The sequence below is a fragment of the Microcoleus sp. AR_TQ3_B6 genome (assembly GCF_036702785.1).
Lineage (GTDB): Bacteria > Cyanobacteriota > Cyanobacteriia > Cyanobacteriales > Microcoleaceae > Microcoleus.
In genome coordinates this window covers 94973-118407 of the sequence record NZ_JAUBVJ010000004.1, presented here as the reverse complement: position 1 = coordinate 118407, position 23435 = coordinate 94973, and the positions used below count along the sequence as shown (strand labels likewise).

11 protein-coding genes and 1 pseudogene are annotated in these 23435 nt (G+C 47.0%); 6 read left to right on the top strand and 6 right to left on the bottom strand.

Going from position 1 to position 23435, the window contains the following annotated elements; all coding sequences use genetic code 11:
• Positions 1 to 71: 71 nt before the first annotated feature.
• Positions 72 to 1664, bottom strand: coding sequence for a uroporphyrinogen-III C-methyltransferase (gene cobA / locus QUB56_RS03705; RefSeq protein WP_332953267.1), 1593 nt, complete (start codon positions 1662 to 1664; stop codon positions 72 to 74).
• 190 nt (positions 1665 to 1854) lie between these two features.
• Between cobA and QUB56_RS03700 the strand changes: the two genes are divergently transcribed.
• On the top strand, positions 1855 to 4293 hold the full coding sequence (locus QUB56_RS03700; RefSeq protein WP_332953264.1) for a TylF/MycF/NovP-related O-methyltransferase: 2439 nt from the start codon (positions 1855 to 1857) through the stop codon (positions 4291 to 4293).
• A 130-nt stretch (positions 4294 to 4423) separates the two neighbouring features.
• Here the strand turns inward: QUB56_RS03700 and QUB56_RS03695 are convergent, their stop codons facing one another.
• The 3 genes from QUB56_RS03695 to QUB56_RS03685 all read right to left on the bottom strand — a co-directional run bounded on the left by QUB56_RS03695 (position 4424) and on the right by QUB56_RS03685 (position 16684).
• Positions 4424 to 14248, bottom strand: coding sequence for a tetratricopeptide repeat protein (locus tag QUB56_RS03695; protein ID WP_332953262.1), 9825 nt, complete (start codon positions 14246 to 14248; stop codon positions 4424 to 4426).
• 154 nt (positions 14249 to 14402) lie between these two features.
• Positions 14403 to 15398 (bottom strand): homogentisate phytyltransferase, encoded by a 996-nt coding sequence (locus tag QUB56_RS03690; RefSeq protein WP_332953261.1) that lies wholly within the window; start codon positions 15396 to 15398, stop codon positions 14403 to 14405.
• 332 nt (positions 15399 to 15730) lie between these two features.
• Entirely contained in the window at positions 15731 to 16684 is a 954-nt protein-coding gene (locus tag QUB56_RS03685) for a methyltransferase domain-containing protein (RefSeq protein WP_332953260.1), read from the bottom strand.
• Between the two features lie 185 nt (positions 16685 to 16869).
• Here QUB56_RS03685 and QUB56_RS03680 point away from each other — a divergent pair, with 185 nt between their 5' ends.
• Positions 16870 to 18204: a TrkH family potassium uptake protein gene (locus QUB56_RS03680; RefSeq protein WP_332953259.1), complete on the top strand. Its 1335-nt coding sequence runs from the start codon at positions 16870 to 16872 to the stop codon at positions 18202 to 18204.
• Between the two features lie 140 nt (positions 18205 to 18344).
• Entirely contained in the window at positions 18345 to 19040 is a 696-nt protein-coding gene (locus QUB56_RS03675; protein ID WP_332953257.1) for a TrkA family potassium uptake protein, read from the top strand.
• Positions 19041 to 19188: 148 nt separating this feature from the next.
• Here the strand turns inward: QUB56_RS03675 and QUB56_RS03670 are convergent, their stop codons facing one another.
• Positions 19189 to 19422, bottom strand: a complete 234-nt coding sequence (locus tag QUB56_RS03670; protein WP_332953255.1) for a hypothetical protein — start codon at positions 19420 to 19422, stop codon at positions 19189 to 19191.
• Between the two features lie 311 nt (positions 19423 to 19733).
• On the opposite strand from QUB56_RS03670, the gene QUB56_RS03665 reads away from it, so the two are divergent.
• The 3 genes from QUB56_RS03665 (at position 19734) to QUB56_RS03655 (ending at position 22572) form a co-directional block, all read left to right on the top strand.
• The gene (locus QUB56_RS03665; protein WP_332953254.1) at positions 19734 to 20333 is read left to right on the top strand and encodes a sulfite oxidase-like oxidoreductase; all 600 of its coding nucleotides are present in this window, start codon (positions 19734 to 19736) and stop codon (positions 20331 to 20333) included.
• A gap of 623 nt (positions 20334 to 20956) precedes the next feature.
• Positions 20957 to 21667, top strand: a complete 711-nt coding sequence (locus QUB56_RS03660; protein WP_332953253.1) for a PEP-CTERM sorting domain-containing protein — start codon at positions 20957 to 20959, stop codon at positions 21665 to 21667.
• A gap of 203 nt (positions 21668 to 21870) precedes the next feature.
• Positions 21871 to 22572, top strand: a complete 702-nt coding sequence (locus QUB56_RS03655) for a PEP-CTERM sorting domain-containing protein (protein WP_332953252.1) — start codon at positions 21871 to 21873, stop codon at positions 22570 to 22572.
• 573 nt (positions 22573 to 23145) lie between these two features.
• On the opposite strand, the pseudogene QUB56_RS03650 reads toward QUB56_RS03655, so the two are convergent.
• Positions 23146 to 23435: pseudogene (locus tag QUB56_RS03650) on the bottom strand (hypothetical protein); the annotation flags it as partial.

Below are 23435 nucleotides of genomic sequence, written 5' to 3'. Positions count from 1 at the left end.
ATTTTTTTAAATTGGTATTATAACCCTTTTACAACCTACAGTTTAGATAATTAACGGCTGTTCGATCGCACTTACAAATTTTGATATTCTGCAACCCATTCAACGATCGCCTCAGTCAACCCGTCTAACGTATATTCTTTGGCTTCCACATCCAACTTACCCAATAAATTCTGACAGCTTTTGGAAGTTTCCGGCCCGATGGATGCGATGCAAACGTTTTCCAACCAATCCTTAGACAAGGATAATTCAGGGCTTTTTTCTAGGAGGTGACAAAAGTTATGGACGGTTTTGGAACTGGCAAATGTTATGATATCTACGGCTTGATTTTGGAGTGCGGATAGGGCGATCGGATCGATTGTTTCGGGACAGCAAGATTGGTAAGCTGGCACTTCTATTACTTGCGCTCCTTTGGCGGTGAATTCTTTTACTAAAACTTCTCTGCCGCCGCTTTCTACTCTCGGAAATAGGATTTTGCAATTTGTAGGGGCGGTGCCCCCGTGCCCGCCCTGCCAGGGGAAGTTCTCGACTAGGGAATCGGCGATAAAATTGGGGGGAATAAAGTCTGGCTGTAGAGAGTGCGATCGCAAACTTTCTGCTGTTTTTTTCCCGACAACTGCGATTTTAATACCAAACAAGCTGCGGGCGTCTTTGCCTTTTGCTTGTAATCGTTGAAAAAAGCAGTCTACAGCGTTGTGGGAAGTGAGAATTAACCAGTGAAAGCTTGACAATTGTGCGATCGCACTGTCTAATGGTTCCCAAGTGGACGGCGGTCCAATTACCAAGGCGGGCATTTCGATAACGCGGGCTCCTTGTTGCTGGAGTCGATCGCTAAATTCAGCAGACTGAGAAACCGATCGCGTGACTAAAATGGTTTTTCCTGCTAGCGGCAATTGACTGTTATTAGAGGTGACTGGTGTATCGATCATATTTGTGCTTTCTGGCTGGATTAAATATTCGCGCAATCTGACTACTTCCCCAATTACCATCACGCAAGGCGATAGAGATTGACCTGCTGTTTGCTGTACAATGTTGGAGAGAGTGCCCAGCCAAATGTGCTGTTCGGGGCGGGCGCAATCTCGGATAATAGCGATCGGAGTTTCGGGCGATCGTCCGTGATGAAGCAATTGCCAGACTATCTCGCTCAAATTTCGCCCTCCCATCAATATTACCAAAGTTTCTATCTGCACTAAAGCTTCCCATTCCAGAGCATCCGGTTCGTGGGCGCTCATCACTGCAAAACAGCGACTCATCACCGGATCTGTGAGGGGAATTCCTGCTAGTAAAGGTGCGGATAGGGCGGAAGAAATTCCGGGTATTACTTCAAAGTCGCAGCCCGCTGTGATTAATGCTTGTATTTCCGAACTGGAGCGACCAAAAATAAACGGATCGCCGCTTTTTAGCCGCACCACTTGTTTGCCTAACTTGCAATGTTCTACCAGCAAACGGTTAATTTCTTGCTGCTGGGTGGAAGGTTTGCCGCCGCGTTTGCCGACTTCTATTTTCCGACAAGTTGCTGGGATTAATTCGAGTTGCGGGATGTCGATTAGAGCGTCGTAGATTAAAACTTCGGCTTGGGATAGCAGTTTGTGCGATCGCACTGTCATCAAGTTACAATCTCCCGGCCCCGCACCGACTAGATAAACTTTCCCTTTTTGGTTTTTCACAATTCCTCCTCGATCGTCTCCATAGTATAGTTTTATGAATATTGCGGTGCTGCGGCGCACCCTACCCTACCCTATAATTTAATCAGACTTTTCAAGCAGCCTGTAGGGGCGGGTTCACCCCTTCCCCTCAACGGTGCAAACAGGTTAAATAAACCCGCCCCCACCCAACGAGATGCACCCGTTACTATTTATGCAGATTATCATCATCACAGCCGCCGATGCAAATTACTTTGAATTGGTGCAAGGTACTATTTTATCGGTGCGGGAAAAACCCGAGGGCGAAAATGTGGCGATCGGCTTTTTCGATCTCGGCTGCACTCCCGAACAGTTGCAGTGGTTAAAAACACAAGTTAATATCATTCAAAAGCCCGATTGGAACTTTGACTTTCCCGGCAAAAATGAAGCCCCTCACTATCTCAAAGGACTTTTAGCCCGTCCGTTTCTCCGTCGATATTTTCCCAATTTTGATATCTACCTTTGGATAGATGCCGATGCTTGGGTGCAAGATTGGCAAGCCGTTGAACTGTTAGTTAAAGGCGCGGCTAAACGGGGCTTAGCAGTTGTTCCAGAACTCGACCGAGGTTATTATTTAGCTTACGGCAAACTGCCTTGGTACTGGCAATTTGTTTACCGCGATTATCAAGCAGCTTTTGGCGAAGAAGTCGCCCAAAAATTGCACAGCTATCCAACCATAAATGCAGGTATTTTCGCGCTGCAACAAGACGCCCCCCATTGGGAAATTTGGGCAGAATACCTAGAACAGGGATTGCAGCAGCACGTTTCTTTAATGAGCGACCAAATAGCTTTAAATCGGTTAGTTTACGGCACGGAAATGTTTGACAAAACAGAGATGCTGCCGGCTCGCTGCAACTGGAGTTGCAACTTTGGTTTGCCCGTCTGGGACAAGCACCAAGCCTGTTTTGTGGAGCCGTATCTGCCACAGGAGGCGATCGGCATTCTGCACATCACTGGCCACAAACACGACTTGGTAAAATTAGCAACAACGGACGGAAATCAAATAGAAATTAGTCTCCGCTACCAACCGAAAAGAAAGCCAAACTCTCCTAATTTATTACCAGAAAAAAAGACATTACCGCCCTTATCAGAAATCACAAACAATACTTTGCTACCCGCCGGAGATTACGTATCTCCAGGATTGAAAGTTATTCTCCCAGACGCGTACTTTCCCAACATGATTGTTGGGGATACTCAGACTTGTTCGTGGCCTTATTTGCGCCGGGAAATCAAGCACAATTGGTATGTCGATCGCCGTGCTAATTTAGTCGGATTTCTCAGTCGCGACGAAGCACACATTCTTTACAATACAGCCATACAATTTAAAGGTAAAAAAGCATTAGAAATAGGCTGCTGGCTAGGGTGGTCTGCCTGTCACTTAGCCCTGGCAGGAGTTGAGTTAGATGTCGTCGATCCGCTGTTAGAAAGAGAAGATATCAGACAAAGCGTAATCGATTCAATTCAAGGTGCTCTAAATGCGTCTGGCGTTCAAACTTCCGTGACGCTAGTACCCGGTTATAGCCCTCAGAGAGTAGAGGAGTTAGCAAATCAATTTAACCGCAAATGGTCGTTAATTTTTATTGACGGGGAACACGAAAATGAAGGCCCGTTAAATGATGCCATTGCCTGTGAAAAATTGGCTGAAGAAGATGCGATAATTTTATTTCACGATTTAGCGGCTCCAGATGTTGCTAAAGGTTTAGATTACTTGAAGCAAAGGGGATGGCAAACGGTAGTATATCAAACAATGCAAATTATGGGGGCTGCTTGGCGGGGCAATGTCGAGCCAGTAAAACATCAACCAGACCCTAATATTTCTTGGCAGTTGCCAGCACATTTGCAGGATTATTCAGTCAGCGGTATTTCAGTTAGCAAAGAGTTGCCAAAACAGAAATTGCCAACGCTAGAACAGCGAAATGGGCAGACAATTCTTCAAAGCAGCCAATCGTCACTGCAAACTTCTCCTGCAAACTTTAAAAATATTTTGTCAACTGTTCGCCCCTATACCTTGCTTAGCGAATCGAGACTGTTTTCTCTTTATTGTTTGGCAAAGCAAATATGTGTGGAAGATTTGCCGGGAAATTTTGTAGAATGCGGAACTTGCAAAGGAGGCTCAGCAGCATTGATAGCATTTGTAATCAAACATTACAGCCGCCGTCCGAGAGTGCTGTATGCTTTTGATACGTTTGAAGGAATGCCCCCACCTACGGAGATTGATAAACATCAGGGAATACCTGCAAATCTCACCAATTTTGGCGAAGGAACTCTCAAAGCTGCAATTAGTGAAAATTTGGATAAAATCTGTAAATTACTGCAAGTTAGAGATATTGTTGTACCGATTAAGGGATTATTCGCCGAGACTTTACCCAAATACAAGTCAGCAATAGGAAGTATTGCGTTTCTGCACGCTGATGGAGATTGGTACGAGTCAACAATGGATATATTTAATACGCTTTATGACAGCGTTATTTCTAACGGTTTAATTCAGGTTGATGATTACGGTCACTGGGAGGGGTGCCAGCAAGCAGTACACGATTTTGAGAGGATGAAAGGCGAGTCATTTTCTCTGCATACGATTGATGAAACAGGAGTGTGGTTTCAAAAGTTGAAATAATATTAAGTGCGGCAACTTAGCTGTAATAATACCCTATTTTGGCTTGTTACCCCCTTTATTCTTTAGTCTCTTAGACAGAAACCTCGTGTGTGTAGTAGCCCTCTCAACTGCCGACTCTTATCAAAAGGTTTTATCTCAGATTTAGTATAACATCAAGAAAGCGCTTAACCTGTTTTTCCCAAGTCCAATTGAGCATAAAATTAGCCGCAGCTAAACCGCGACTTTTTGATTCTTCGCGATTAGTATAAATTTGCTCCAAAGCCTCAACAACTTCTGCAACCTCAGACTCTCCCCAACCTTCTACACCGGAAAAATGAGCAGTCGGTTTAACTCGTCCCTGATTCGATAAAGGATAGCAAATGTTATGGTAAATTAAGTCTAAATGACCAGTATTTGCTGATAAAATAGTCGGAATTCCGCAGGCCATACTTTCCATCGCGACTAAATTAGTGCCGCCTTCGCAGCGGTTGGTGAAAACAGCGCAGTCCGCTTCTCGCAAAATTTGTCCGGCGAGGTGATTGGGAATTAAGCCGATGTCGATAAAAGAGTCAACCGGCAAACCGTTAGCCGCTAACCATTGGGAAATTCCTAAACTTCCGTCGCGGTTGATATTGGGAAGTCCCGCAACGTTTCCGGTTTGTTCGATTCCTAACATATACTGAGGCCAGAAGTTGTGCCATGTTGTTAGTAACAAAGCCTCTGGATGTTGGGCGCGAAATCGTTTGAAAGCGGCAATTACAATATCTTGACCTTTGCGATATTCCAGTTTGCCGCCAGAGAAGATGACGAAGCGATCGCCAAATAGATTAGATTTGGGTGCAGGATGGAAAATTGTTGGGTCAATTCCTTGATGTACCATCGCCACATTATTCAAGCCGCAGCTTCTCAAAACATCGGCATTCCAGTTGGAACCGGCGACAATCGCGCTATATTTTTTAGCTGTTTCTAGTGCTTCTGTTGTGATTCGCGTGTCTTCAAAAAAGATGACTCCTACTGGAGAAGCGCTGGTAATTTGATTCTCAACTCCAAAGGATGCTAAATTATTGCCGAGACCGTAAAGTACGGGAAAATTACAACTGATTTGTTTGTCGGAATTGGCTGCTACTAATTCCTGAAAATTTTTTTGCTTTTCAATTACAGGTAATAACAGCGATTTATGCAGCGGATTGAGCGATTCTGAGGTGATTGATGGCGGTGCTAAAAGTGCAACTTCCCAGGCAGGATTTTGCAGCAGTTGTAGTGTTAAATTCAGGCCGTAAATTCCCCAGCCGCTGGTAATGCTGATCGGCCAACTAATGCCAATTCCTGTAATTTGCGGGGGTGTTTGTGGGGGGGAGTTTCGAGGCGGATCGTAAGAAGCTGCGTTAGCAGGCTGAGCCTGGGAAGGAGTAGATTGTAGGGGCGGTGCCCCCGTGCCGGCCCTCTCTAGCAAGGCTGCTTTTATGCGATCGCAAACTCCATCCCAATCACCGGCTTTTTGCTGGCGAAACAGACGCACAGTGGGATACCAAGGGCTATCTTCGCGTTCCAGCATCCAGCGCCAATCGGGAACAAAAGACAGCAAAATCCAGACTGGTTTGCCCAAAGCACCGGCCAAGTGGGCCACAGCAGTGTCAACGCAAATTACTAAATCGAGTTGCGAAATAATTGCTGCGGTATCGGCAAAATCGACGCAATATTCGCTCAAATCTTCAATTTGCTGTTGATTTAATAAAGCGATCTCGCCTGCTGACATATCTTTCTGAAGGCTGTAAAAACTCGCCCCCGGAACATCTAAAAATTTCACAAAATCGCTCAATTTACACGATCGCTGATGATTGTTGCGGTTCAGCGGGCCGCCCGCCCACACAATACCTACTTTTAGTTGATTGTTCGGTTTTAGAGAAAATTTAAAATCCTGTGGCGGGGCTAAATAAGGAATATTCGCCGGTATATTTTCCAAAGTTGTTCCCAGAATTCGCGGCAAACTTAGCAGCGGGGCTTGCACTTGAAAATCTACCAAATCGCTCGGGCGCACTCCTACTAGATCGACTCCTGCAATTCCTTCAAATAGACGCTTCAGCAACACATGACAAGCAACAAAAACTTTCCCACCTTTTTGCTTAACTAAAGGCGCGTAGCGGATGAACTGTATCGTATCGCCAAAACCTTGTTCTGGGTGCAATAAAATGGTTTTTCCCTGCAAATCAGAGCCGTCCCAAAGTGGTTGGGCAAAATGTCTGGGGTCCATTTCTTGAGTTTGCCAGCGCGATTCGTACTCCGCAAAACCCGGCTTCAAATCTCCCGTTAAGAGCAAAGCGAAGGCTAGTTTCAAGCGCCAATTGGGCGAGTTTGGACGTAGTTTAATTGCTTTATTGTAGAAGTCGATCGCCTCTGCGACTTGTCCCTGTTCTGCGAGGACCGCACCCAGGTATAAGTTAGTTTCAGCCTGGTTGGGATTGATTTGTAGCGATTTTTGGTAATGAGCAATAGCCTCGGCTATTTGCCCGTTTTCCTGTTTGAGATAACCTAAATAACTGTGGGCTTCTGCGTGGCGGGGTGAGGCGGCAATTACTTGTTCGTAGCGAGCGGCTGCGTCTGCTTTTTTCCCTTGTTTTTGTAAGGCATTTGCTAGGTGAAATTGTACCTGTGCGGGCGATAAGGAAAATCGAGGCGCAGCATCGGGAACTGCGTTACCAGGCTCTTCCTGGGAACGAGTAGAGATTAGGTGTTTTAAGGCTATTTTTACCCGATGGAATACTTCCTCCCAATCGCCCGCTGTTTGCTGGCGAAACAGCCGCGCCGTCGGATACCAAGGGCTGTCTTCGCGTTCCAACATCCACCGCCAATCCGGCATAAAACACAGCAAAATCCATATGGGTTTACCCAAAGCACCGGCTAAGTGTGCGACAGCACTATCCACACAAATTACTAAATCCAGTTGCGATATCACTGCCGCAGTATCGGCCAAATCGTTCAAATTGTCGCTCAAATCTATCACGGGAGTTTGAGCTAACAAAGTACGCTCGCCCGCCGATAATTTTTTTTGTAGACTGTAAAAACTTACACCGGGAATATCTAACAATTGCAGAAAATAGCTTAAATCGCTCGAGCGCTGAAAATCCTTCAAATGTTCCGAACTTCCCGCCCACACAATCCCAACTTTGAAATTTGGTTCAGAATTTAGCGAAAATTGCCAATTCGGCGGCGGCGCTAAATAAGGAACATTTGCCGGTATATTTTCTAAATTTGTTCCCAGAATATGCGGCAAACTCATCAGCGGTGCTTGCACTTGGAAATCCGGCAATTCATTGAGCCGAACCGCCACTTGTTCGAGACCAGGAATCTGCTTAAATAAACGCTTCAGTTCTTGATAGCAAGAAATGATTACTTTGCCACCTTTTTGCTGTACAATTGCCACGTATCGCACACATTGAATCGCATCGCCCAAACCTTGTTCGCATCGGAGCAAAATAGTTTGCCCGTTCAAATCTGAACCGTCCCAAATCGGTTGGTCAAAATTCAACCGTTGCAGTTTTCTCGCCTGTTCTGTTTGCCAGCGCCACTCGTATTCTGCTAAGCCGCGCGGCAAGTCCCCGCTCAACAGCAATACCAAGCTTAAATTGAAGTGAGCTTTAACACAATTTGCATCAATTTCTAGAGCTTTACTGTAACACCAAATTGCTCGATTTACGTCTCCTAATTCTTCGACAGCACTGCCTAAATTTGTGAGAGCTTCTATATAATTTTGGTTCAAAGATATCGCTTTTTCTAAGCTAGAGATTGCCTGTTCTATTTTGCCGGCACCCAAGTATAAAGTTCCCAAGTGATAGTGTCCTTTAGGATTGTTTGGTTCTGCTTCAATTGCACGCTCGTAAAGGCGTTCTGCGTCGGCTAGCTGAGATTTCGCTTGCATCGCCACACCCAAATTTACCAGCGCTGGCACGTAATTGGAATTGACAGAAAGTGCTTGATGAAAACAGGCGATCGCAGTCGGCAACTCGCCCTGCTGCTGGAGTATGGCGCCGAGATTGTTGAGAGCTTTGAGGTAAATCGGATTCAGGGCGATCGCCTTTTGAAAGCAAGATACAGCAGCGGCTATATTGCCTTGAGCTTGCAGCAAAATACCCAAGTTATTGTGCGATTGAGCGCAGTTCGGATCGATTTCGAGCGCGCGCTGATAATAGGCTGCTGCTTCGGCAAAATCGCCTGTTTGGTGCAGCGTCACTGCCAAATTAGTTGCGGCTTCTATCAAATCTGGCTGCAAAACTAAAGCATTCTTAAAATAAGCGATCGCCTCGGAGAATCTACCTTGCGCTTTCAGAATATTTCCCCTATTGAACTGTTTTTTAGCTAATTCAAGATTGGGCTGAGCTTCTATTAGTGGTTGAGCTTCCTGATGCTGGAAAATTATTTCTCTGAGCGCGAAACCCGCTTGTTCTAAAACTCCTTCCCAATCTCCCGCTGTTGACTGGCGAAACAGCCGCGCCGTGGGATACCAAGGACTATCTTCGCGTTGCAACATCCACCGCCAATCCGGCACAAAACACAGAAAGATCCAGACTGGTTTGCCCAAAGCACCGGCCAAGTGCGCCACAGAAGTATCTACAGAAATCACTAAATCCAAAGCCGAGATTGCCGCCGCAGTATCGGCAAAGTCGTGCAAATAAGAGCTTAAATCGGTTACGGGCATTTGCTCTAACAAAGCGATCTCGTCTGTTGTCATTTCCTTTTGCAAACTGTAAAAATCTGCTCCCGGAATATCTAACAGTTTAGTTAACAAATTTAGCGGGAGCGATCGCACATTATTTGTGGAATTTTTAGGATTTCCTGACCACACAATTCCCACTTTCAAATTAGGAGTGTTCGGAAGAGAATATTCCCAACCCGGCGGGGGAGCTAAATAAGGAACGTTGGCTGGTACAGTTTCTAAAGTTGTTCCCAGTAGGTGTGGCAAACTCATTAGCTGCGCGCGCACTTGAAAATCCGGCGCATCCTCTGGATTAACTATTAGCCCATCGATTGCCGAAACTTGTGCAAACAAGCGCTGCAACTGCGGCAAACACCAAACAATTACGCGACCGCCTTTTTGCTTGACTAAATCTGCGTATCTGATAAACTGAATTGCATCGCCTAAACCCTGTTCCGGACACAGCAAAATAGTTTTTCCCTGCAAATCTTTGCCATCCCAAACTGGCTGTTGAAAGTTGTGGCGCGGGAACTGTTTTTGTTGCACCAGCAGTCGCCATTCGTACTCGCAAAAACCGCGCTGAAAGTCTCCCGCCAGCAGCAAAGCTAAACCTAAATTTAGGTGAGATTCAGGATTGCCGACATTGAATTTAACTGCTTGGCTGTAGCAGGTGACAGCATCTGCAAAGAAGCCGCGATCGTGCAAAGCACTTGCCAAACTGTTGAGGGGATTGAGATAACCGGGTTTGAGTTCGATCGCCCGACGGTAACAGTCCATCGCCTCTGCCATTTTTCCCGCTTCCTCAAAAGCTTTGCCGAGATTGTTGAAAGCTTCAGGAAAGTCGGGTTTCAGGCTCAAAGCTTGCTGATAGCAGGCGATCGCATCTTCAATTTTGCCCTGTTTTTGCAGGACAATTCCCAGATTGCAGCGAGCTTGTGCACTGGCTGGCAATTTCTGAATCGCTTGCTGGCAAAAAGCTAGAGCCTCATCTAACTTATCTTGCTCAGACAGCCAACTCCCCAAAGCGAGATCGGTTTGGGGCAAATCCGGTTGCAGCGCCAGAGCTCGATCGTAGTATGCGATCGCCGAAGCAACTCGGCCCTGTCGCAGCGAGGCGTATGCTAAGTTGTGCAAGGCATCGAAATAATTTGGCTCGATCGCGATCGCCCGTTCGTAATTCGCGATCGCCCGTTCGTAATTCGCGCCCGCTTCCCCTTCCTCCCCTTGTTCCTCCAAAGCAATTGCCAAATTCAAATAAGCCTCCGCGCAATGAGGATTGACTTGAATCGCTTGCTCGTACAAGCTTACAGCCTCCGCCACATCCCCTTGCTCTTCTCGCAACAGCCCCAAATTAATCAGCGCTTCCGCGCAATTCGGGTTCAAAGAAAGCGCCCGCTCGTATTCTGCGATCGCCTCTTCATTCTCCCCTGCTTCCGCGAGGGCGCTGCCCAAATTGCTCGCAGTTTCCGCCAAATTCCGGTCGATTGCTAGGGCTTGTCGGTAGTGCGCGATCGCCTCTGTTAGCCGGCCGATTTGCTGTTTGACAACGCCTAAATTGCTGTAGGCGGCCGCGTAATTAGGATCGATCGCGATCGCTCGCTCATAACATTCGATCGCACCGCCAAAGTCGGTTTGCTGCTGCTTCTGGTGGCCCAACCGAAACTCTGCCTCCGCCGCATCCGACGGCCCGGATGCAGCAGCAACCGCGCCTAGAGCTTGCGCCACCCGAGCGAAAACACCCTCCCAGTCGCCCCGCTGATGCTGGCGAAACAGCCTTGCACTTGGATACCAAGGACTGTCTTCGCGCTCCAAGAGCCACCGCCAATCCGGCGAAAACGCCAGCAAAATCCACACCGGTTTACCCAAAGCGCCCGCCAAATGGGCGACAGCGGTATCGACGCTAATCACTAAATCCAGTTGGGCGATCGCAGCAGCAGTATCGGCAAAATCGCCAAAATGCGGGCTCAAATCTACGATCGACCTTTGATCCAACAGCGTGCGTTCTGCCTCGGAAAGCTCTTTCTGCAAGCTGTAAAAACTTACCCCCGAAACGTCCAAAAGCGTTAGAAACTGACTTAAACTGCAAGAACGCTGCTTGTTTTTGCGGTGTTTTGGATTCCCCGCCCAGACAATCCCAACTTTCAAATTGCGATCGGGCAATAGCGTAAATTCTGCACCCGCAGGCGGAGATAAATAAGGAGTATTTGCCGGTATTGTTTCCAGCTTTGTACCGAGAGCATAGGGCAAACTCAACATCGGCACTTGCACGTCAAATTCCGGCTGCAGCTCACCTTTAACTATTAGCAAATCAATGCCCTCAACCGTTCCAAACAAACGGTGCAACTGCCGATCGCAGACCACAATTACCCTACCGCCTTTATTTTTGACTAGCTCCGCGTAGCGAATAAACTGAAGCGAATCGCCTAAACCTTGTTCAGCGTGCAGCAAAATAGTCTTTCCCTGCAACTCAGAACCATCCCACAGCGGCCCGTATTCTCTCGCCGAAACTGTATTTCCCGCCCCCGCTATAACACAGGAATGCCCTGTTTTAAATTCTTTAATTTCCCAGCGCCACTCATATTCGGCGAGACCATTTTCCAAATCTCCCACCAACAGCAAAGCCAAGGACAAATTCAGGTGAGCGCTCGCATGATTTGGACTTAAATGAATCGCTCGTCTGTAGCAGGCGATCGCATCTTCTACCGCGCCTTTTTCCAGAAACGTCCTGCCTAAATTGTTAAGAGCTTCCACAAAATCTGGCAGCAATTCTAGAGCTTTGTGATAATACTCCAGCGCCTCTTCTAAATTGCCCTGTTCTTGCAACACTGTTGCTAGATTGTTGTAAGCTTCCCAGCTATGCGGATGAATTTCCAGCGCTCGCCGGTACAGCTCGATCGCCCTTAAAAGTTCGCCTTTTTCTTGCAGCGCCACGGCTAAATTAATCAGTGCGGGCACGAAATCCGGTTCAGCGACAAGAGCTTGCTCGTAATGTGCGATAGCCTCGGACACTTGACCTTGTTCCTCAAAAATCTTTGCCAAGTTGTAAGCTGTTTGAGGAATATGGGGATTGAGCGCTAAAGCTTCTCGGTAATGCGGGATAGCTGCGTCCAATTCGCCCTTTTCTTGCTTGAGAAAACCAAAATTAATCCGCGCTTGGACGCAAGTTGGGTCAACAGATATTATCTCTTCGTAAAGGGCGATCGCCTCTTCCTTATCGCCTGTTTCCATTAAATGCTCTGCTTGCCGCAATAAATCCTCTAAAAAAACCGGATTCTCGCCACCCGTTTCAATCGCAACAGATGTCTCAATCCCCTGCGATTGGTTAGCTGCGTAGTTTTCCGCCAGCCCTTCGTTCCCAATCACAAATATTTCTTTACTCTCTTCAACCAGGCTTGGACCTGTCATTGTGAGTGCCACACAATCGAGGTCAGGCTGATTATTACCAGTCATTGCGAGCGAAACGAAGTCAAGCTGCTTGTGGGCAGAATCCTCGGAATAACTACCACTAGTGGCGATCGCAAAAGAACTCAAAGCCGCCTGTACATCTTCAAACAATTCTTGCCAACTTTCCGGCTGACTTTGCCGGAAAAGCCTTGCAGTTGGATACCAAGGATTGTCTTCGCGCTGCAGCAGCCAGCGCCAGTCAGGAGCAAAAGAAAGCAGTACCCAAACCGGTTTTCCTAAAGCACCGGCTAAGTGCGCCACAGCCGTATCGACACTAATCACTAAATCCAGTTGAGATATTGCAGAAGCGGTATCAGCAAAGTCGCTCAAATGCGGACTCAAATCCGGCACTAAGCGCTGGTTCAACAAAGTGCGATCGCTCGGGGACAAGTTTTTTTGTAAACTATAAAAAGCGATGCCCGGAACATCCAAAAATCGAAGAAAATCGCTCAAGCTGCAAGAACGCTGATTGTCTTTCCGGCGCTGCGGACTCCCCGCCCAAACAATCCCTACCTTCAATTTTGCCTCAGAAGAAAGCGCAAACTTGCACTCAGCAGGGGGAGCTAAATAAGGAACATTTGCCGGTATTGTTTCCAGAGTTGTGCCCACAATTCGCGGCAAACTCATCAGCGGCGCGTGAACGTCAAATTCTGGCAAACCCTCAAAACTAGCTGATAAATATTCAATGCCGGCAACACTCGCAAACAACCGCATCAGTTCTGGATAGCAAGCCACCATAACTTTAGCGCCTCGGCTGCGAAGAATCGGCGCGTAGCGAATAAACTGAATAGAATCGCCGAAGCCTTGCTCGACGTGGAGCAAAATAGTTTTCCCCTGCAAATCCGAACCATCCCAAACCGGCTGTTTAAATTGCCTCGGTTGTAGTTGCGGAGTGCGCCACCGCCACTCATATTCAGCAAAACCGCGCTGAAAATCTCCGAACAATAGCAAAGTTAAACCTAATTCCAGGTGTGCGGTAGCGTTGTCTGGCTGCAATTCCAAGGCTCGACTGTGACAATAAAAAGCCTCTTGAAATTCTCCTACATCGACCAAAGCGTGTCCGAGATTGTTAATAGCATCCACGAAGTCTGGCTTTAATTTTAAGGCTTGTCTGTAGTGGGGTATTGCTGCTTTTGCATGGCCTTGTTGGTGGTAAAATGCTCCTACATTGTTGTGAGCTTCGGGATTGTTTGGTTCAAGTTTTACAGCTTGCTGGTAGCAGTTAAAAGCTTCTGCTAATTTACCTTGCTGCTGCCAAACTGTTCCCAAGCCCATCAGAGAATATGTCAAGTTGGGATTGATTTGTAAAGCGTTCAGGTAACAGGCTATCGCCTCGTTAAATTGATTTTTGTCTTTAAATAAATGTGCTAAGTTGTGCGCTGTTTCGTACAGGTTGGGAGCGAGTTGCAGCGCTGTTTGGTAATATAAAATTGCCGAGTCAATTTCGCCGAGTTGCTGTTTGAGCCAGCCCAAATTATTGTAGGCTAGTGCGGAATTTGGCTGCCTTTTGATGACTTGTTCGTAACAGGCGATCGCCCTTTCATATTCCCCTACATCCAGCAAAGCATTAGCCTTATTTAAATGTGCTTCTACCAAATCGGGGTTGTGGGCGATCGCCTGTTCGTAAAAGTCGAGCGCTTCGGCAATTTTTCCCTGCTGTCTCGCCGCTATTCCCAACAAACACAAAACGTTTGCTGATTCCGGCTGCACTTCTATGATTTGCCGGTACAATTTCTCAGCTTCTAACAAACGTCCCGCTTGGTGATGTTCCCAAGCTATTTTCAAAGAGTCTTCTGCACCCAATTTGCAGGCTGATTTTCGCGATTTTTTTTGAGAACCCATAGTTGTCTTTGTTGTTTAGGAGTTCGCTAACTTGTAATTGTCAAGTTGTTCTAATTTGTTAACTCTTCCTTCCTTATTCCCCCTTCAAGCAGGACTCTTCTTCCCCCTTTTTACCCGCTCGGCTTCGCCTTATAGCCTTCTTGACGCTTGACTTCTACCCCAACAAACAAGCTGCGGGAAAAATCAGATATTCTAAGAAAAACAACTTCCAGATAAACTGATAAAATGCAGCAATTTCTATTTTATCGTCCAAATTAACTTTTGCGCTCCAAAACCACATCAAACCCAAAGCCGCCAAATGAGAAACTGCCAGAAACACTAAATTAACATTAGACAATACGATCGCTCCCGCCAAAGTCGCGCCCAAATAACAAACCGTCAACACCCAGCGAGATAAATTAAAGACGGCCGGCTTGCCCAGCTCAATCGTAAACGTAGTAATATTGTATTGCTTGTCGCCTTCCATGTCCGGGATATCTTTAAAAATGGCGATCGCAAACGTAAACACCACAACAAAAACCGTCAGCACCCAAACTTCCGCAGGAATCTCAAAAGACACACTCTCCAAACTCCAGCCAGAAAAAGCGCTTTTCGCCCTTCCCAAACCCAACACCCAATTAAAGTGCAAAAATAACCCTAAATTTACGATCGCGCCCCGCACCGTAAAAATGCACAGCGCCGCCCAAAAAGGAAACCGCTTCAGCCGAATTGGCGGCAGAGAATAAGCAGTCCCAATCGCCAAACTAACACCAACAGTAGCCAGCAAAAACGGACCTTGTAAAACCGCCGTCAAAATTGCTATAATTCCCGTTGCAATTACAATTAATTCCCCGGTTTTCCGAGAAAACACTCCCGAGGCGATCGGCAAATACGGCTTATTTATTTTATCAATTTCAACATCTTCTAACTGGTTCAACCCCACAATATAAATATTGCCGCAAATGCAAGCCAACCAAGCAAAAGCTAGGGGCCAAAATACAGGATTCACAAACAGCCGCGCGCTTTGAGCGATCGCGTACAAAGCCAATACACTCAAGCTAGTGCCCACAATTGTGTGCGGTCGAGAAAACTCCCAAAATGCCCTCACCCAGCTTGGCGGACCCGAGCCATTTTGATCGATCCAAGACTTGCCAATCGCATCATTACTCATAAATATAAAATGCCCCCTAAATATTTTTTTTTCAACAGTATCAACTTCTGACTGAAACCATCATAAATCTCGTTTTTAGTCGAGTCTATATCTTCCTCGCATCCCCCAAAACATCGGGAAAAGAGTCCTCTTGTTCCACCCCCTACTCCCCGGACGCGGGGAGTAGGGGGGATCGAGACCTCGATACAAACAAGAGAGACGGTTGGTTTAACGTTAAATTATCATTAATGGACTTTGCCCGATCGCCAGTTAAATAATTAATCCGTGTATCGGCGCCAAAATCCGTGTCGTGTTTTTAGCCGCTCGCCAAGTCGAAGGGCCTTCCTTCAACTTTATTTTACAGCACAAATCAGCCCGAAACGAATCAATCCGCTCTGATATCCGCGGCTCATCAATCCGAGAGCAAGTGCAGCTTGAATAGTCGTCCAACCGCTCGTGAGCAAACCCCAAATCGCCCTCGGAGTCAAAGCAGAATCGATCACCACATCCCAAAAAGGAGCAACAGCTTTTGACCAATCAGCAGTGCGAATACTTGTCAAAGGCAAACTGCGGACAATTTCCTCGTATTCCGGCAAAGAAATCACATAAGGCAAAGCATAAACCCGGTAAATTTCTGCCAATTCCTTTCTCTCTTCATCAGTTAATTCTCCCGCCTTTTCTCCCACCGGGCGGTGACACCAAGTTGCCAAAATCAAAGTTCCTCCCGGCTTGAGCACGCGGCAGCATTCCTGCAAAAACTTAATTTTGTCGGGCATATGTTCGCCGCTTTCTAGCGACCAAACCAAGTCGAATGACTCGTCAGGAAAAGGCATATTCAAAGCATCGGCTACCAAAAAATTCACATTGCTTTGAGCATCCGCAATTTTAGCGCGTTCGGTCGCTCTGTTGGCTTGTACCGGACTCAGAGTAATTCCGGTAGCTGTAACGCTAGCGCCCGTTTTATTTTGTGCGGGCGATCGGCTAAAATCACGATCGGTCCCCGCATCCGACTTTAAATTATTTTCAGCGATCGAACTAAACTTTTGAGTCAAATAAAGCGTGCTGCCGCCGATCCCACAACCGACATCGAGAATGCGGTAAGATTCACAGAGTGCTTTCTCTGACGGTACTCCAGCCCAGCCCAGGAGTTCTTCTATCAAATCTATCTGAGCCTGTCGGCGCTCTTTTTTCAAATTGCCATCCGGGCCGTAGTAACCGTGGTGCATATGTTCGCCCCACACCTGCTCCCACAAACCGCTAGAAGCGTCGTAGAGTTGCTGAATTTGCTGGTAAAGTGTTGATGTCATCGCCGGATCGCAAGTTATTAAAGGAATTCTACCGTTATTTTCCCAATGTTGTCATCAAATTGTGCGATTTGAGTTCGATCGGTCCCAGGCATTCCCCAGACACAGATGTCCTGATTTCAAGGCCGAGGATCGATTTGTGGGTTCCCTCTAAAATCTAAAATCTCCAATCTAAAATCTTAAATCGAATGACTGTCTCGCGAACCATTGCTTTGGGCTTTCTCGCCGTCATCACCGCAGGTGCTCTATTACTGATGATGCCCTTTTCCAAAATTGATGGAACTTGGAGCGATCCAATAACAGCACTGTTTATGTCTACTTCCGCTGTCTGCGTCACCGGCTTGGCCGTTGTCGATGTCGGAAAATATTACTCTTTTTGGGGGCAACTGTTCCTAGTTTTACTGGTGCAAATAGGAGGCTTGGGCTACATGACAGCCACGACTTTCTTGCTGCTGTTATTGGGCCGCCGCTTTGGCTTAAAAGACAAAGTTGCCCTGCAACAATCTCTCGACAAACCCGGGCTAGCCGGCGTAGTGCAACTCGTGCAGTCAATTCTAGCAACCACCCTTTTGTTTGAATTAACTGGAGTGTTTTTGCTGATGTCGGTTTTCGTTCCCAAATACGGATTTAAAAACGGTGTGTGGTCTGCTATATTTCACAGCGTTAATTCCTTTAACAACGCTGGTTTTAGCCTGTATACCGATAATTTGATCGGCTACGTCACTTCGCCTATGGTTAACTTCACTGTCGGCGGTTTAATCATATTTGGGGGAATCGGGTATCAAGTAATTATGGAAATGTACCTCTGGCTGCGCGATCGCTTCAAGAAAAGCCCTATCTGCACAGTTTTTTCCCTCAACTTCAAAGTAGTTACCAGTACAACGGCTGTCCTTTTAATTTTAGGAACGCTAGCCTTTTTGGTGCTGGAATACAACAACCCAGCAACTTTCGGTCCTCTAAATTTTCCTCAAAAGGTGATGGCAGCTTGGTTTCAATCTGTTACTCCCCGCACGGCGGGATTCAATACAATTGAGATAGGCCAAATGAGCGAAGCCGGGCTATTTCTGACCGTCGCGCTGATGTTTATCGGCGCCAGCCCTGGCAGCACCGGCGGCGGAATCAAAACCACAACTTTTAGGATATTGTTTTGCTGTAGCACAGCAGTTCTCGAAGGCCAGGAAGAGGTGGAGTGCTATCGGCGTCAAATCCCGCCAGCACTGATTCTGAAAACCATTAGCGTACTCTTTGGTTCCCTGTTGGTCGCGTTCACATCTGCAATTTTAATCGAGCTGACCAATCCCCAAGTAGAATTTATCGAAGCGCTGTTTGAAGCAGTTTCAGCTTTTGGCACGGTCGGTCTTTCCACAGGGATTACAGCCAAGATTTCAGCGATCGGTAAGTTGATTTTGATTGCTACAATGTATGTAGGTCGGGTTGGCGTGCTGCTGCTGATGAGTGCTGCCTTTGGCGACCCAACACCCAGGTCTTTTAAGTATGCTGAGGAAAGTTTGTTAGTTGGATAACAAAATCCGACCTTGTTGCTGATAATCTAAACAAAGGGTGACAACCCAAATCAACTTTTACTACTTACCCAAAAATCAAAAGGAGGCGGCGCTGTCTCTGCTAAAATTTAAACAGCAAGACGCTCAGCGCTGGAGATTCAGTGAACCTGTCATCTTTGAAATTTTTTCGCAGTTTGCGCACCGAAAACAAGCAGTTTGCAGTTATTGGTTTGGGACGCTTCGGCAAAGCTGTGTGCTCCACTCTGCACGGCTTGGGTTACGAAGTCCTGGGAGTTGACTCGGACGAAACAAAAGTAACTCAAGCTTTGACCGATCGTATTTCTTCTCACGTTTTGCAGTTAGATTCTACTGAGCCTAGCGCTCTGGCGGAAGCGGGTATATTTGAATTTGAAACAGTGATTGTGGCGATCGGCAATTACCTAGCAGAAAGCATTACCACCACCCTAAACCTTAAGGAAGGCGGGGTAACTTACGTAATAGCCAAAGCTTCTTCGGAAACTCACTTAAAACTGTTGAAAAAAGTCGGCGCCGATCATGTAGTTTTTCCCGAACGAGAAATGGGCTGCTCATTGGCCCGGATTCTTACAAGACCAAGCATTTTAGAACGCTTTGACCTCGACCCAGATCACAGTATCGTTGAGTTGCTCGTTCCTGAAAAGTTTGACGGCAAAACCATCTCGGATTTGGAGCTCCGGCACAGGTACGGTTTGAACTTGCTAGCAGTCAGTCGCGCCGACAAGTTCGAGATCAATCCGCAGCCAAACGAACGCTTGAGAAGGGGCGAGGTAATGGTAGTAATTGGTTCTAATAAAGATATCAATCGCTTGCCAATTTAACAGCTCGCCATTTTACGAACCCCTAGGAGCAAGGTGCGCCCGCGCACCCTGCAAACTTGGAAAATTTCTCAAATGATACTCTCTAAAAAAATAAGATAGGCACCCCGATCGCGGTTCCGCAAATTTCTTAAGCGCAAGCTTGGAAAATTCAGCCGACGTTCAAGATTTTTTGCAGGTAAGCCTTGCCCCAAACTAGCACCGCCAAGACGAGAGCGAGTTCAACAGGCCAAGGACACACGGCCACCAACCAAATTAACGAAAACACTCCAATAATTGCAGCTATGGGAGCCGGAATCCCGTCTAGCGTTCTGTTGTCAGTCCCGGCAGTCACCCACCAAGCAATCAAGCAGACCGTCAACGGAATCAAGCAACTTGCGATCATGATTTTTACCCCGTCAATTTTTTTTTACATCTGGCATCTGAGCATATTGTTACAATACATCAAAAATTCGGAAATGCACCATTAATTGCGATACAATTTAAGGTTAGGTAATTCATACCATGGGGCGATATATTTTGTAATTTTTAGCTTCGCATCTATCCGAAGGCAGAAGTAGGTTGGCATCAGGCAGGATTTTGGGATTTTTATTTCTGCCGAAGGGCTTTTGCTTTCTACCTTGAGATGGATTGCAATGCACCGAGCTCTGCAAGTTATACTGAGGATTGCAGTCAGTTACTGTAGAGGGTGCATCAATGCTGGGCAAATTTTTTCGCAAGCCAGAATTAGAAAACAGCGATCGCGTCCCCCCTGGTCAATACCTCGCCAACGGCTTTCCCGTGCTGACCTACGGCGATACACCCTCGGTCAGCATTGAGAGTTGGGAATTTAAAGTCTGGGGATTGGCAAAACCAAAAACCTTCACTTGGTCGGACTTCCAGGCCATGCCCCAAACTAACTTTACTGCGGATTTTCACTGCGTCACCCGCTGGTCAAAACTCGACGTGCAGTGGACGGGAGTCAAAGTCACAGATTTTATGAAATACATAGAAGTCGATCCAAAAGCTGTGCACGTGCTGGAACACTGCTACGGCGGCTACACCACTAACATTGCGATCGCGGACTTACAGAGAGAAGAAAACTTTTTCGCCCACACCCTCTTCGGCGAACCCCTATCCCCAGACCACGGCGGCCCAATGCGGCTGGTAGTTCCCCACTTGTACGCGTGGAAAAGCGCTAAATGGATTAACGGGCTGGAGTTTACAGAAACCGAAGAACTCGGTTTTTGGGAACGCAACGGCTACCACCGGCGGGGCGAACCTTGGGCCGAGGAACGCTACAGCGGTATGTTTTGATGCGATCGCGAGCAAGGACTTGCCCAGAGCTTCTATAAACGGTATTTGTTGAGAGCAAATCCGGTCTTTTAGCGATGCAATTTTCTCCCATTTCATCTAGTCGATCGCATCCTTGGGAACTCTCACGGCGCGGGATATATTTAATTTAACCAAAAGGCGTAAACCCAACGATCGCAGTTGGTACGTAATTTATCCCATCGCTAAATTTCTTTAATTACAATACGCAACTCCAAAAAAACAAATATTTCCAGTTTGCGGTTAATATAAAACTCCTGTAACTGTGAGTGGGCAAGGGTTTCACTGAATTTTTACTTAAATGTTGGCTGTTGAGGGTTTTGACTTGACAATCAAATAAAAATTAGCCTAAGCCCGAGCCAAATCAGTTTGGCTGGTTCGCGCTCCCAGACCCGCGAATTCAAGGTTTTAAGCCACAATCTTTATAATTATTTAGTGTGTATTTTTATGGGGCGATCGCCGTGCAAGCTGATTCGAGCGACAGCATTTGTGAAGGACGTGTAAAGGCTTGATAAAGAATCTGTAAAAATTGACATAAAGTCCAAAAAATACCAAGAAAGTATTGCATAATAAAATCAATAAAGACCACCTCCCAAACCGAACAGATTATGAATACCAAATTCTTATCCGCCCTAACAGCTACCGCAGCCGCCACAGCTCTGTTTGGCGCCGCAGCTCCAGCTCATGCCTTCTCCTTTGGTACCAACACCATCCAATTCGAGAATGATACACAGGTCATCTTTAACTTCAGACAATCTTACGGTATGTTCCAGTCCTCTTTGGGAATCTACGGTGTCAGTGGCGGGACTCCCACTTTCTTGAAAACCCTGTTTAGCGAAGTTAAATCCTCAGACAGCGGCGCGAACAACAACTGGAAAGGAACTCTGGGCAATACAGTCTTGGGTAGTGGCATTGCAACATACACATTCCTGGCAAATCAAGTTTACACTTTGGGACTCTCAAGCGTGTGGCTCGACGGCAGCACCCAGCCCACTGTCTACTCGAGCTCAGGCTTGAACAGCGGCGGCAGTCAGCAAGCCGTGTTTGGCGATCCTAATGTACTGCTGCCTCTAGTCATCCCGGCAGGAGACGGGGCGGCCTTCGCAGGAAATGCCGCAAACTTCTCCTCAGGAAGTTCTCTGTTTAATGGAGGCGTGGCAATCTCCTTCGACGATCGCGGTAACGGCGCCGACGCAGACTTCCAAGACTTCACAGTGACCGCAGAAGCAGTTCCCGAACCAATGACGATGACTGGTTTGGCTCTCGGTTTGGGTGGCTTGGTTGCAGCGCGCCGCCGCCGCGGTAGCAAAACGGCTTAATAATTTTTTCAACCAGAATAATTGGCTCAATTACGTTTGACCAAAAAGCCAGACGCAAGCCCCTAGCTTTAGACAGGGGCATAATTCGCTAGGGACTTAAAAGTCCGGTGAAACGATCTTTTTGCTAAAACCACTAGGGTAAAATAGGCATAAACAATACTGCAAAGTAAGAATAACCTTCAACCTCACAAACGGAACAGATTATGAATACCAAATTCTTATCCGCCTTAACAGCTACCGCAGCCGCCACAGCTCTGTTTGGCGCCGCTGCTCCAGCTCATGCCTTCTCCTTTGGTACCAACACCATCCAATTCGAGAATGATACACAGGTCATCTTTAACTTCAGACAATCTTACGGTATGTTCCAGTCCTCTTTGGGAATCTACGGTGTCAGTGGCGGGACTCCCACTTTCTTGAAAACCCTGTTTAGCGAAGTTAAATCCTCAGACAGCGGCGCGAACAACAACTGGAAAGGAACTCTGGGCAATACAGTCTTGGGTAGTGGCATTGCAACATACACATTCCTGGCAAATCAAGTTTACACTTTGGGACTCAACAGCGGCTCCAACGGCACTGTCTACTCGACCTCAGCCTTGAACAGCGGCGGCACTCAGCAAGCCTTGTTTTTCAATCCTAATGGAATGCTGCCTACAATCATCAACGCAGCAGACGGGGCGGCCTTCGCAGGAAATCCCGCAGACTTCTCCTCAGGAAGTTCTCTGTTTAATGGAGGCGTGGCAATCTCCTTCGACGATCGCGGTAACGGCAACGACGCAGACTTCCAAGACTTCACAGTGACCGCGACCGCAGAACCAGTTCCCGAACCAATGACGATGACTGGTTTGGCTCTCGGTTTGGGTGGCTTGGTTGCAGCGCGCCGCCGCCGCGGTAGCAAAACGGCTTAATAATTTTTTCAACCAGAACAATAGGCTCAATTACGTTTGACCAAAAAGCCAAACGCAAGCCCCTAGCTTTAGGCATGGGGAGAAGTCGGTAGGGACTTTTAAGTCCGGTGAAACTATCGTGTTGCTGCTAAAACCACGGTGGTATAATAGCCATAAGCAATTCTGCAAAGTAATAATAACCTTCAACGCACTGAAATATCCTAGAGGGCGAGCAACCCCGCCAACGGACACATCCGATTGATTCGGAATAGTTAAAGGGCACATAATGGCAGGAGAGGGCTCGTTCAACCTTAAAAACATGAAGGAGTCAGAAGTATGCGCCAATCAGAACGAGAGTTCTTTGAGTGAGTAGAGGGATATTTGAATTTCCCCTTGTCGTCTTGAAGGTGGGCAAGAATCCCCCCGTTTTAGACCAGGGGAGTTTCAAAAAATATAATACTATTTGCAGGCGCGCTAATCGGAAATTGGCTCGCCTTTTGCTTGATTTGAAAAGTCAGAAGCAAGAAGTCAATCGATTTTAGATTTGAGATTTGAGATTAAAGAATTGAAGCATTGACCCCACGGATAAATACGTTAGGCAAGTTTCATCGGATACAGGTTTTTTATTTCTCGGTCCTGAGTCTGCTTTCGGAATGAATCCGGGGGCTTGTATCCTGGATGCTTTCGGTCAGACGGAGGTTCGGCCACGCAGCAGTGTACGGGATTTAACGGATTTAACGGATGGATGTTGAGGGAAGAAGTCAAGAGTGAAGAAGTCCGAGGGGAAAAAGAGGATTTTTCCCACTCTCCCACTCTCCCACTCTCCCACTCTCCCACTCTCCCACTCTCCCACTCTCCCACTCTCCCACTCTCCCACTCTCCCA

Excerpts from the sequence above, each read along its gene's own strand:
- QUB56_RS03700 (WP_332953264.1), top strand. The coding sequence starts at position 1,855 with ATGCAGATTATCATCATCACAGCCGCCGATGCAAATTACTTTGAATTG.
- QUB56_RS03695 (WP_332953262.1), bottom strand. The coding sequence starts at position 14,248 with ATGGGTTCTCAAAAAAAATCGCGAAAATCAGCCTGCAAATTGGGTGCA.
- QUB56_RS03690 (WP_332953261.1), bottom strand. The coding sequence starts at position 15,398 with ATGAGTAATGATGCGATTGGCAAGTCTTGGATCGATCAAAATGGCTCG.
- QUB56_RS03685 (WP_332953260.1), bottom strand. The coding sequence starts at position 16,684 with ATGACATCAACACTTTACCAGCAAATTCAGCAACTCTACGACGCTTCT.
- QUB56_RS03680 (WP_332953259.1), top strand. The coding sequence starts at position 16,870 with ATGACTGTCTCGCGAACCATTGCTTTGGGCTTTCTCGCCGTCATCACC.
- QUB56_RS03670 (WP_332953255.1), bottom strand. The coding sequence starts at position 19,422 with ATGATCGCAAGTTGCTTGATTCCGTTGACGGTCTGCTTGATTGCTTGG.
- QUB56_RS03665 (WP_332953254.1), top strand. The coding sequence starts at position 19,734 with ATGCTGGGCAAATTTTTTCGCAAGCCAGAATTAGAAAACAGCGATCGC.
- QUB56_RS03660 (WP_332953253.1), top strand. The coding sequence starts at position 20,957 with ATGAATACCAAATTCTTATCCGCCCTAACAGCTACCGCAGCCGCCACA.
- QUB56_RS03655 (WP_332953252.1), top strand. The coding sequence starts at position 21,871 with ATGAATACCAAATTCTTATCCGCCTTAACAGCTACCGCAGCCGCCACA.